The sequence below is a fragment of the Haloarcula mannanilytica genome, from assembly GCF_005406125.1.
Taxonomy (GTDB): domain Archaea; phylum Halobacteriota; class Halobacteria; order Halobacteriales; family Haloarculaceae; genus Haloarcula; species Haloarcula mannanilytica.
The window spans coordinates 1-12,371 of sequence record NZ_BIXZ01000012.1; the positions used below are offsets into that span (position 1 = coordinate 1).

Here is a 12,371-nt window from a genome sequence, read left to right on the forward strand (position 1 = left end):
CCACGCACGAGCGCAGGTGTTCCTTGCTCTGTGTCTTCGCCTCGTCGTCGCAATCACCAACTACGAACGCGAAGACAATCCAGGAAGTACCGTGATCACGGTGTGAGAAGAGTTCTATGACACCCTCTTATTATCGTTACAAAACTCGTAGTTCTGCTCGATACGCGTGCTGGTTGATGGATATACGTATTCACGAAGTTGCAGCGGCGGGAGTGTTAACCGTCTTGGGCAGAGAATTATAGTATGATTGATCAGATGGTGGGGGACGTGATGACGCGCTCAGTGCAAACGATTCCGCCAGAGACAACGGCCTGTGATGTTGCGACACTGTTCGCGGATCACGACATCGGATCGGCAGTCGTGGTCGATCCCGAGACGGGCGAGTACATCGGTATCGTAACTGCATCCGATATCATGCGGCAGGTTGCAGCGGGGGCCGACATCGAATTCGTTCGCGTGGATGCGTTTCTGAGTACGCCACTCATCACGACTGCCAGCACGGAAGACATCCACACCGCTGCCACTCTGATGAAAGAGCACTCGATCCGGCGGCTTCCGGTCACCGACGATGGCGACATCGTCGGCATTCTCACAACAACTGATCTCACACACTATCTACCTCGACTCAGGAACACGATCCTCCGTGGACGAAACGACCTGGCCGCTCAGTGAGTCACCTATATCGAACACTCACGGATGACCGGTACGGGATGGGAACGGTTCTATGACACGCTGTCGAGTGCCAATATGGGCTGCGTAATGACCGTGTGCAGATAAGCGGACTGGGGCGTTCCATACACCATGATGTTACTCAAATAACCTAAATCTTCACACCCCTACGTTCTGGGTGGCATAGTATGATATTCGAGGCGTCACAATTTTGGCTACTAACCAGGCCTTACTGTGTGAATGTGGCTAACCAATGTTCTACTGATAGTTTGAACTGGAGTGAAATCGCCTATTTTACGGCCTGTCTGGTGGATATAGCCCATATTACGATATGTGTTTGAGTCCCTGAAGTCAGGCACGTCGCGGATAATCGGTTGGATTAGGTGGATTTGGTTAAACTCTCAACCAATTCTTAGTATCTACCTTCTGACAGAACCCGGGCAGATTAGAGCGGTCGTGCTGAACTCAGCGCGTGTATATTGTAGAAACAGAAGGCTTCAATCAGGGCCACTGAATTGGTCGATGTAAGGGAATACTCGTTAGCTGCTTGTGGACTTCACTACTCAAACCAGTCGGTGATTCCTTACATGAGTGGGCTTGCATCGTCACCGAATCCACTGCCATATGTCTCAACCACTTCCGTAACGGTGACCTCATACGCTTCATACCACTCCGTCCACCGCTGTTTCGCGCGTTCGTGGTCCGCATCCGCTCCAAACGATTCAAGCGCGTCCAACGACTCCCAGTAGTAGACGACAAGAACCTCCTCACTCTCCGGTGCATGCCACGTCTGCTTACCCAGATATCCCTCCGTGTCCTCGGCAGCCGCTTGTATCGCGTCATTCAACTCATGAAACTCTGCGTCGTACTCCCCGGGATCGAGGCGGAACGTTACCAAATACGTCATAACTGTGCCTTCCTCCACACGAACAAGATGCTTCCCCTTGGAGCATACAATGAATAACAACCAACGACTCGCTGACTCACCCCCAACTCGGGTTTGGGTTTCTGGCCACCCTCGCCGGGAACCTTACATCTAACCTTCACAACTGACAACATTCCCATGAATACCCCTCTAAATCGAGTTCGAGTGACCCCATGGTGAGTACCCAATGACAAGACACAATAGCCAGTCCGACAGGAATCGATTCGCAACCATCGCAGTCGGCGCAGCTGAAACTGAGAAGCAACCCCACAGAGATGGAACGAATGACGTCGTTCCGCCGATCCACCTCTCGACTACATTCGAGTGGGCAAGCGGAGAAGATGCCAATGAACACGACTATTCGCGCGAGAGCAATCCGACGCGGGCAGCCCTTGAAGAGCAGTTAGCTCGCCTTGAAGGCGGTAAACATGCGCTGGCGTTTGCCTCTGGAATGGCCGCCACCTCAACGACGATGCTGTCGCTGGTCCCCCCGGGAGGCCACGTAGTCTCCTCGGACACCATCTATAGCGGAACCGAAAAGCTGCTCACGGAACATATGGCCGGACACCTTGACGTTGACATCGACTTTGTTGACGCCCGTGACCCCGACAACGTCGTCGATGCAGTCCGCACAGACACTGACTTGATCTGGGCTGAAACCCCGTCGAATCCCTTGATTAGATTGTGCGATATTCAAACGATCGCCGATATAGCCGATGACCACGATGCTCTGTTCGGCGTTGACAGTACTTTTGCGAGTCCGTACTACCAATCCCCACTCAAACTGGGTGCTGATGTCGTCGTTCACAGCACTACCAAGTATCTCAACGGGCACTCTGACTCAATTGGCGGTGCCGTTATCACAGACGACAGTGGGGTTTTCGAGCAATTGTCGTTCGCGCAGCGGGTCGGATTCGGGAATATGCTGTCGCCGTTCGACTGCTACCTCGTTGCGCGAGGCATCAAGACATTGCCCGCGCGGATGGAACATCACGAGAAGAATGCGATGGAAGTCGCCCGTTTCCTTGAAAACCATGATCGGGTCGCTCGTGTCTACTATCCAGGTCTTGAAAGCCACCCGCAACACGATCTTGCGAGTGAGCAGATGTCGGGGTACAGTGGGATGCTGTCCTTCGAGTTTGATGGCACTCTCATCGAACTTGAGGCGTTCATTGAGGGACTTGAAGTTTTCACGCCGGGAGCGAGTCTCGGTGGGGTCGAGAGCCTTATTGAGGTACCGTCACTAATGATCCCTGAGGAATTCAGTCGTAGTGAGGATTCAGCAGAGATTCCCGAGACGTTGGTTCGGGTATCCGTTGGCCTCGAAGACGCTAATGACCTCTGCGAGGACCTCCGGAAGGCACTACCGTAGCACACGTTTCTCTTTTCTCCGATGCCCCGGTTCACAAGTGGTCCGATTGTCCACCAGAGGTAGCAGCCACAAGCGGGAATACGAACTGTTTCTACACGAGAGAGTACGAATTATTCGACTGGTTCGATTACATCTCCAGGGCGGATAGTCCCATCTTCAAGAATGTCTGCCCGGAGCCCACCTCGGTGAGTGAGTGCCTGCAATACGCCGTCCTGAGTGATGCGTTGAAGATGATTACAGGGTTCACACAGTCGATCCCCTCGACAGATGGCGTCACCGACTCGGAATCGTTGTCCGACGAGATGGTTGAGTGCGGCATCACGGGTTTCAATGTTTCGTCGGTGTTCTCCAGGTGCGAGTTCGATTCCCGTTTCACGTTCGATTGCTGTTACAGCCTCTTGCTCGATCAACGTGAGGTCGTACCCATCGTGGCGTTCCTCATCTGACTCCCACCCGACGAAGGTTCCCGTCTCAATCTCACTAAAGTAGCGATCGCCTCGGAGTCCCTGTCCGGCAACTGCTTCAACGCCGGTCTGCTCTTCCATCTCCACTTCGGCTTCAGGTGCGATAAAAACCCGTTCGACAGTGCCACTCCCGGTCATATGTGCTCTGCACGTTTAGCACAGTATAAACACTCGGGTGTAGATAATGTTTACAAGGTGACTTGTAGGTGTGTCAGAAAACCATTCCGAGTGGCTGGTTCCTTGGCTACCAAGTGAAACAAACGATGCCGCCGCGCTGAATATCCTCTCAGTTCATCACGCCACTCCTGTCAGGTCATGGTGATTTCAACAGAGCCGGTAGAGTGTGATTTAAATGTGACTATTAACAAATCAATATAGTATACGTTAGAAGTAGTTGCTCATTTTTGGGATTGAGAGATGGTCGAGAGCTGTATCAATCGCTGTCGTCAGCTCGTCGAGCGAGTCAAAGAAGAGGTTGCTGAGGGATGCTTGAAGCTGTCTCCAGCACTCTTCGACAGGATTCAGTTCCGGCGAATACGACGGTAACGTCACGAAGGCGAGGTCGTCACGGGCCGCTAGGTCCGTGACGGCTGACGCCTGGAAATATGGCGCTCCATCTAACACAACGATCAAGTTATCTTCGAATTCTTTGCATAATGCCAAAATGAAATGTTTTGCATGTTCGGCGGTGACGTACTCAGTAAATCGGGAGAAAAACCGATCACCGTTCTCGGTGATCGCGCCCAACAGACACGTCCAATCGCGTTGGCCAGAGAGTTCGACGGAAGGCCGCGTGCCGCGAGGAAACCACGCGGCACGCGGCTCAACTTGGACGGATTTCTTCGTTTGGTCAATACAGACTACGGTGGCGTCCATCTCCCACCGCTTTTTTTGAGCTCGTCGTAGAACTCCTCTTTCTCGTTTTCATCGGATTCGGCGGCTGAACGGCGCGGTTTTTGATAGCTCAATCCCGCTTCTTTCAGTAACCGCCGACAACTCGGGATTGAATACTTGACACTGTACGTTTCTTCGAGATAGTCTTGAGCAAGCGCCGGCGTCCACGCCGGCGTGTCGATTCCAGCTTGTTCCGGCGGTTCGTGAACAGTCTCTTGGAAGTGTTTTAACTCTAAGTCTGATAATTTTCTTTTTCTACCAGTTCTTTTATCATCAGCTACAGCCTGCTCAAGCGGCTCGTCGGTGTCGAGTCGCTTGAGCCAGCTATAGATCGTTCTTCGACCAGTGTCGTGCCACTCAGCAAGTTCGGTCTGCGTGACACCATTTTTGTAGGCGATTGCCGCTAACAACCGTTGTGTCGGCTTGTTTCCGTCCACGTTTTCCAGAGCGTCTTGAAGTTCCTTGACGGAGATCTCGTCAAGATGATCCATTAGATTACTCAACGTACTACGGGCGGAAAGTTCTAACGTCTACTATAGGACAGTTGCTACTTGCGGTCTTCGTGGTGTTCCTACTCGCATTAGTCGTTTTCTCTTCCCGTACTTCCTAGTTTCTGTGTTTATTTTTGCGTTCGTGCTCGGAGCGCTATTCATGGAGATCGGCGGATTCGCGGTTGGTACTGTCCCGTTTTTAGACCGGGCTGGAGGATGTAGGCAAGGTTGATGTCGATAGTGGACAGCTGGATTTTGTGTTTGGCGAGATTGTAGCCGTGGTCCCATCTGCTGTTTTATACAACTTTCCCTGCCAAAAACCAGAAGATCACAAAGCTAGTGCTTTCTACGGACCCGCGAAAAGGTGGATAACTTATACACTCGGTCAAAGGCGCAAGAAGTATGCCCGAAATCGGCATCTACGCCCGTGTATCGACAACAGATCAGGGCCCACCATGCCAAATACACGAACTTCGCAAGTTTGCTGGGAATACATACCGTCTATGCAGCACTGAAGCGACGAGGTCAAAGTCCCAACACGGTGTGTCGTGGTCGTTGGCTCCAGAGTGGGTCGATATTAGCTTTCTTGGTCCCGTGCAACCTCGGAAAGGGCATTCGACACTCGTCCATCAACGGTGATACTCGGACGCTGGGCTGTATCTCGGTACCCGTACTCCGTAAGCCGGTTGCGGTTCAAGCAGATTTTCTTGAACGACGGGGCCAGCAAATCACACTCCTCGAAACGATCGGTCAGTTCGGGGAAGCGCGTCTGGTAGGCGATGATACGCTCTCGTACCTGCCGCCAGAATCTGTCCTCGTCGTAACCGTGTTGCCGTGCAACGAGATCCGCGAGATAGCGGAACACGCAGACGAAGAGGCTAGCGACGAGACACTGTCGCATCCGGGACAGCGGTTTCGTCACGAGAGCGTCCCAGCATTCCGGTGAGAACGGTGACTGCTCTGGCCGGGGTGTTTCAGTCAATGTTAGGTCGATAAAATCTTTGACGCCGGCCCGAACAGGGAGGCCGTCTTCGATGACAATGATGGCGTCCTCACCGTGGGGAGAGAAGCCGACCCCGTACTGGTAGAGGAAGTGCAACAGTGGCGGGAGCAGGACGTCGAAAAGGTCACCGAGCCACTGGTCAACACCTACGCCGGCCGCCGCTGCAAACTCTCCGAGCATCGTCGTTCCTTCGTGCTCGTAAAGCAAAGCTGATAGTGGGATCGCCTGCTCGCTTTCGTTTATACATTCTGTGATACTTTCGCGCCAGATGGCACATAGCATTTCTTGGTACTGGTAGGGTGTGCCGTCGATCTCGTCGTAGACTGGATGGTCGTAGTCGATACTCGCGACCTCGCCCGGGAGCAGAAACTCGTGTTCGTCTGCGAGGAACGAGTCTCCGTTGCGGATTTTCCAGAGTGCGTCGGTGACTTGTGGGGCGAGGCGGACACGTTCGCCCGGGATGCCCCGATAGATCAGTGTGTTCAACATTCGAAGGGGCAGTTTGACGTCGTGGGCAGCGGGGTCGGTCGTATTCACGAGTGTTCGGACCGACTGTAAGGGCTGGTAGACCGGTGGTCCCGCTTCGAGAGGTACGAGCCTGTCGGCGGCTATCTCGTCTGCGAAGAAGGTCGCGACCGTGTTGTGCCACTGCCACTCGTGGACCGGGAGGAGCCGGTAATTTTCAGGATCGAATCCCCGTTCGGTGAGCATCTCGCCGAATCGTCCGGCCCGTCGGGTCCCGAGTTCCGAACTGACGAACGACTCGTAATCTGTTCCGCTCACAGTCTCTGCAGTCGTTTGTGTCCGTCGTGCAGCCAGCCAGTACAGGCGGAGCGATGGTTGTTGCTCCGGTGCATACCGATGGTGATCCTCGTACCCGAATCCCAGACGACCCTTGCTGTACGTAATCCAAGGGTGGCCATCGAGTTCGGCGTCCAGATTAGCGTAGCTCAGCTCGGTCGGATTCGGCGGGGACTCTCGGTTCTCACGCCGTGTTCGGACGTGCGCGTCGACCAACAGCGTGTTGACGTGTTCGCGGATCAACTTGCTCACGGTCATCCCCTCAATGTCGAGATTGCTCCCTAATTCCCGGAGAAAGCGGACGGCGTCAACGGCGAGTACCCACTCCTCGCCTGCTACCGACCGTTCGACGGATGCCGGGTCGACGTAGTAGCTGTCGAACCGTCGCGGTGTCGCCTCGAATCGGTACGTAGTTTCGCCGACAACCAGCCGGTACTGTACTCGCCCGTCGCTCGCCCATATTGGTTCTGGAGCGAGTAACCCCTCGTACAGCAACTCCGCGATGGCTTTGGCGACCATCTCGCGGTTTACCGTTTCCCAGGTGTCGCCGTCGACAGCTTCCCTGATGGCCGCCAGTGTCGCCGGCCCACGCGTCTGACCGTGGCTGCCGGGCAACTGTTCAGTCATGGCTTGCCTCCGCAACGAGCGGATTGGTGACGGGCGTGTAGACCGCTTGTCGATTCAGGCGGTCAGCGGACTCGTCGAAGTCACGGAACCGGGTTAGCAGGTTTCCTTTCCGTGCGATTCGGGGTTTAGTAATTAGCGCCGAGACGAACTCCGAGTGGTCATCCTCTATTCGTTGGAGGTCTCTGAGACGGTCACGCAACGCGGCCAGCAGATCGGCTTCGTCGGCGACACCGCCGGTACCGAGTGCGTCGACGACGCCGAAGACATTGTTGACGAACAGTTGGTATCGGAGCCGCTCGTCGGCGACAGTATCGGGATACACAGTGCCAAAGCGGTCACGGAACTTAGGGGCGTAGGATATTATCTGTTCGGCCTTCGATTCGGTGGCGTAGTAGCCCTGATTATCCCGGTGGTAGTAGTGGTCTGGGAAGCCCGCATCGAGTCCGAGCACGACGTTCTGCTGGTGGGCTTCGATAGCGAGGCCGTGCTGGAGATACAGCCAGGCCACCGGTTCAACCACGACGTCGAGATATCTCCGGAACCATTCCTTTGCGACGGCTCTAACCGGTCGCCCAGTCGCCTCGGCGATCGCACTGACGTGGCGACCCAGCTGGGTTCCATTCCCGTCGGACACGTCCTGACAGAGCGCCACGATCGGTGCTACACCGCTCGCGCCGCCACGGAAGGGATTCTCCCGAAGAAGTACCTCAAACCCGGATTCGTCGCCCTCATTGGTATCGACGGTGAGAAAGGCAGGGTCGCCGACCAGCGAAAAGGAAGGGTATCTCTCCGTGAGTTCCTCACCGAGTTCGCCCCTGAACAAGTCGACAGCAGCGATTCCTCGCACGAGTTCGTCCCGTTTGTTCGTGCGGACGGAATTGGTGATGGCGACTGCCAGAGAGCATTTGACCATGAACTCCGCGGCCGGGTGATACAGCGTCCGGACAGAGGTGGTGGGGTAGAACTCCTGACCAACTAAGCCGAGGTCGCGAAGTGTTCCGGTGTCGAGGAGCCGTTGTACGCGAGGGCTTTCACGCAGCCGGGCGGCCTGCCAGGGATGGACCGGAAGGAGCACGTCCTCACTCTCGACGTGTTCCGCCACGAACTCCTCACTGACCGTTGGGTCTTGGCGGAGCAGGTCCCGTACAAGATCCGGCGCCGACCGCTCAACCGCGGAGTCGGACCAGACGAGTCTCGGCTTGGCCCGGAAGTAGGCCAGCGAGACCGATCCGCCGAGTTCGGGCACGTACGCGTCGGCTTGGCCCGGCGAAAACCCGACACGACTCTTGGGTGAGGGGTGCATCTGGTGGCCGAACAGTAGCGACTGCTCAGCCTCATGGAACGACCACTCTCCAACATGGTCGGGTAGACCACCGTCGCGGGCTTCGAGGGACCGTTCGATATTTCGATAGCTCTCTAAACTCCGTCGGAGGACTGCTGTACGGTTGTCCTCCTCATCGCGTAGCTGTCCGAGCTCTTCGAGTAGCAGAGAGAGACAGGCAGGTAGTGTGAGGGGTCGGAATTCACCGTCACCGAGCTTATACTGTCCTGGCAAGCGGTAGCGGTGGCGACCGACCTTTGATCGGTGCCTAAGTTCCAGACGGATTTCTCCATTTCTCTGCCCGAGCGGTACACGGATAGTCGGTATGTCATCGGCTTTTTCTGACCCAACACTCAGTTGGTATGCGTTGGTTTCACGGATATAGCAGTTGAGAAACGACTGAAGTGTCGCCTCTCGGGCACGGGGTTCCGGCTCCATCTATGCACTCCCAGCCACGCTTGTGTTTTCGGCACGTTCGCCGTGTTTGGCGAGAGTATCGAGAATCAAAGCGATGTCATCCTGCGTCGTTTTGGGGTTCATGAATGTGAACTTCAAGCAGGGTGTCCCTTCGACGATGGTTCGGGCGACAATCGCATCGCCCGCCTTCCTGGCTCGGTCACGTATTTCGTTAGTCAGCTCGCTGTGCCACCGCTTTTCCTCGACATTAGACGGGAACACGGATGGCCGATAGCGGAACAGAACGGTCGTCAGTTCGGGTTCGGTGACGAGCTTGAAAGCGGACCGCGAACGGATCTGCTGGGCGGCCACCGACGCCAGATTGGCCGTCCGTTCGACGCAGGCGGCGACACCGGAGGTGCCGACAGCCTGGAATGTCAGAAACGGCTTCAACACGTCGAACCGGCGTGTTGTCTGGACCGACTTCGAGACTGGGGTCGGCGCATCCGTGTCCGCCGGATTCAGGTACGACGCGTTACGACCCGTGTACTCGTAGTTTGTCTCGTCACGGACCAGGATAGCGCCGCAACTGACTGGCTGATAAAACAGCTTGTGGAAGTCGACAGTCAACGAGTCAGCCCGTTTGATACCCGCGAGCCTGTCGGCATGCCGGTCGCTGAAGGCCAGTGCACCACCCGAGGCCGCATCCACGTGATACCACATATCGTATCGGTCCGCACGATCGGCTAGGCCATCGAGGGGATCGATCGAGCCAAAGTCAGTCGTGCCGGCAGTCGCGACCAGCGCCGCCAGTTCGCCGCCGGAGGATTCGATCTTTGCGAGGGTCTCATCAAGCGCGTCTAAATCCATCCGGTGGCGGTTGTCAGTCGGGACTCCAACCACGGCGTTCTCGCCCAGTCCCAAGTGCGAGGCTGCCTGTGCGACCGAGAAATGGGCGGCTTCAGAACAGAGTATTCGGAGGTCACCTGCCGCTTCTGGTACGCCGGCAGATTGTGCGTCCACGCCGTGGTTGACGTCGAGGTGTCGGTTTCTAGCCAACAGAAGCGCCGCGAAGTTCGACTGTGTCCCGCCGCTCGTGAACACACCATCCGCGGTATCGGGAAACCCGTAGACCTTCGCCAACTGGTTGACGAACCGCTGTTCGAGGACCGTCCCGGAGGGACTTTCACCCCACGTATCGAGGGACTGGTTTGACGCTGCCAGCAGTAACTCCGCTGCGATACCCGGTATCGACGGCGGACACTGGAGGTGTGCAACGTATTGCGGGTCGTGAAACCCGACCGCATTCGAAAGGAGTTGCTCTCCGACTCTCTCAATCGCGCTCTCGAGTCCTGTGCCGGTTTCGGGCAGACAGTCGATGTCGGCGAGTTCGGACCGCACTTCCGAAATCGACGCGCCAGTGTACGGCGTTGCAGCCGGGAGATACGACTCGCGAATCGCGCAGCAAGCAGTTTCGACAGCGGCTTCGAACGTTTCCAGCGTGTCGCTGTCATTCCCGAGGAACATCGACTCCGGAACTGCGCTCCCCGACGGAGGGAACTCCGTATCACTCATTTTGACCCTCCAGGGGGAACCGACAAAATTGGGCCATCTGTCACAGGAACTTGCCGAACAGCATCTGTCTCCTCTATATCTGTCACGCACCGACTTTTCGGTCGCTCTCGATTCATAGGTTCTAATTGATTTACCTCTGTCATACATATTTAGGTTGGCCTAAATGATTGTTAATATTTGCGAACTGAGTGAATTGCTAGAATTATTCGCTAGATTTACGATTATATTGTAACCTATAACCTTTTAGGGTAGCCAAAACTTAAAGTGTCTCTGCAACGCCACCCTTTCCATGTGCCAGACACCTTCGGAATTGTTAGAACGTTGTTCAACTGAGGACATCTCATTTGTTCGTCTCCTCTACGTTGGAAATGACGGCATTACCCGCGGACAGACAATAAATAAAAGTGAACTGTCTGAAGCGCTCGAAGCTGGTATAAGCCTCCCCACATCAGTCCAGTCGCTTGCACCACCAGACGACAGAGTCGTCGGGGGGCAGTACGATACAGTAGGTGAGGTTCGATTGATCCCACAGCCACGGACGTTCCGGATACTTCCATACGAAGCTGAGACGGCTGCGATGGCGTGTTCAATAGAGACCCTCAATGGCAATCCGTGGACGGCCGACCCGCGCTCGGCGCTATTGGCGTATCTTTCGGACCTCGACGACAGGGGGTACGAGGCTGTGACTGCCTTCGAGTCGGAGTTTCACCTCATGACGGAGACAGAAGACGGTTTCAAACCCCATGACGACCGCGGCGTCTACACGACAAATAGTGCGCGGGACGCGAGTCATGTTATCCACGATATTATAAGCGCATTGGAGGCACAATCTATCCCAGTCAAAAAATACTATCCCGAACACGGAGCCGGGAAACACGAGGTCGTCACTGGCCACGCCACCGGTATTGATGCGGTCGACGACCACGTGTTTCACACTGAAACGGTCCAAGCTATCGCCGATGCACACGGACTGCTGGCCACGTTCCTCCCCAAACCGGTTCCTGGCGCGACCAACGGGTTGCACCTCCACCTGTCGTTATGGGACGATGGGAACGCCTTCCACGACGAAAGTGTGGACGGCCCCTATCCGCTTTCCCGAACGGCCAAACAGTTTATCGGGGGTATCTTGGCGCACGCAGACGCACTCACAGCCCTGACCGCTCCCGCCGTGAACTCCTATGCGCGTCTAGCTCCGCGCCAGGAGTCGTGTGCATACGCGTGCTGGGGCCATGACAACAGGGAGGCCATGGTGCGTGTTCCGTCATCCAGCTCCAGCGATGAGAGCGGAACGACACGGCTTGAGTTCCGTGCCGCCGACGCAGCCGCGAACCCCTATCTGGCATTGCTCGGCCTGCTTGCAGCTGGCGTCGACGGTATCGAGCAGGGAATCGACCCCGGTGATCCCGTACAAACCGGACCGGACGCACTCTCGGATGATCAGCGCCACCGGCGCGGAGTTGAGCGATTGCCAACAACACTCGGCGAAGCAGTCCGTGCACTCGAAGCTGACAACACACTCCGTGCAGCACTCGGGGAGGAACTGGCGTCGTCGTACCTGGAGAGTCGTCGGTCAGCCTGGGAGGCCTTTACCGAATCCGCTGGAGAGTGGAACAGGGATATTCTTCGACGATTGCTATGAGTTAGGGGCACCAAAAACCAAAACGCTTTTAATATTTAGGGCGGCCTAAAAAAATGATGACTGAAAATTCAATTACAGAGACAACGAGGCGTAAGATCTTACAAGCGAGTGTCGGTACTGCGGGTGCACTGGGGATAGCTGGGTGTCAATCCGGTTCGAAGGATACCACGACTGCCTCCAGCTCGTACACGGTG

The 12,371-nt window shown here is 55.8% G+C and carries 9 protein-coding genes and 1 pseudogene; 4 read left to right on the forward strand and 6 right to left on the reverse strand.

What is annotated here, in order from left to right; genetic code table 11:
• Both Harman_RS19105 and Harman_RS19110 read left to right on the forward strand, forming a co-directional pair.
• A pseudogene (locus Harman_RS19105) lies at positions 1-106 on the forward strand (IS5/IS1182 family transposase); the annotation flags it as partial.
• Positions 107-243: 137 nt separating this feature from the next.
• Positions 244-672 (forward strand): CBS domain-containing protein, encoded by a 429-nt coding sequence (locus tag Harman_RS19110; protein WP_200831005.1) that lies wholly within the window; start codon positions 244-246, stop codon positions 670-672.
• A gap of 580 nt (positions 673-1,252) precedes the next feature.
• On the opposite strand, the gene Harman_RS19115 is transcribed toward Harman_RS19110, so the two are convergent.
• Complete coding sequence (locus Harman_RS19115) at positions 1,253-1,576, reverse strand: antibiotic biosynthesis monooxygenase family protein (RefSeq protein WP_137685299.1); 324 nt, start codon at positions 1,574-1,576, stop codon at positions 1,253-1,255.
• A 205-nt stretch (positions 1,577-1,781) separates the two neighbouring features.
• Here Harman_RS19115 and Harman_RS19120 point away from each other — a divergent pair, with 205 nt between their 5' ends.
• Positions 1,782-2,966: a trans-sulfuration enzyme family protein gene (locus tag Harman_RS19120; protein WP_137685300.1), complete on the forward strand. Its 1,185-nt coding sequence runs from the start codon at positions 1,782-1,784 to the stop codon at positions 2,964-2,966.
• A gap of 110 nt (positions 2,967-3,076) precedes the next feature.
• Here Harman_RS19120 and Harman_RS19125 read toward each other — a convergent pair whose 3' ends face one another.
• The 5 genes from Harman_RS19125 to Harman_RS19145 all read right to left on the reverse strand — a co-directional run bounded on the left by Harman_RS19125 (position 3,077) and on the right by Harman_RS19145 (position 10,538).
• Complete coding sequence (locus tag Harman_RS19125; protein ID WP_137685301.1) at positions 3,077-3,568, reverse strand: MOSC domain-containing protein; 492 nt, start codon at positions 3,566-3,568, stop codon at positions 3,077-3,079.
• Positions 3,569-3,814: 246 nt separating this feature from the next.
• Positions 3,815-4,815 (reverse strand): IS630 family transposase gene (locus Harman_RS19130; protein WP_137685302.1). Its coding sequence is split into 2 segments (ribosomal slippage): positions 3,815-4,323 and positions 4,323-4,815, totalling 1,002 coding nucleotides; the frame shifts between segments, so codons are not numbered across the junction.
• 577 nt (positions 4,816-5,392) lie between these two features.
• Positions 5,393-7,246 (reverse strand): IucA/IucC family protein, encoded by a 1,854-nt coding sequence (locus Harman_RS19135; protein WP_137685303.1) that lies wholly within the window; start codon positions 7,244-7,246, stop codon positions 5,393-5,395.
• The gene (locus Harman_RS19140; protein ID WP_200831006.1) at positions 7,239-8,801 is read right to left on the reverse strand and encodes an IucA/IucC family protein; all 1,563 of its coding nucleotides are present in this window, start codon (positions 8,799-8,801) and stop codon (positions 7,239-7,241) included. Before Harman_RS19140 ends, Harman_RS19135 begins: the two co-directional genes overlap by 8 nt.
• Before the next feature lie 204 nt (positions 8,802-9,005).
• Entirely contained in the window at positions 9,006-10,538 is a 1,533-nt protein-coding gene (locus Harman_RS19145) for a pyridoxal phosphate-dependent decarboxylase family protein (protein ID WP_137685305.1), read from the reverse strand.
• A gap of 289 nt (positions 10,539-10,827) precedes the next feature.
• On the opposite strand from Harman_RS19145, the gene glnA2 reads away from it, so the two are divergent.
• Positions 10,828-12,177, forward strand: coding sequence for a gamma-glutamylputrescine synthetase (gene glnA2, locus Harman_RS19150; protein ID WP_137685306.1), 1,350 nt, complete (start codon positions 10,828-10,830; stop codon positions 12,175-12,177).
• Positions 12,178-12,371: the final 194 nt, after the last annotated feature.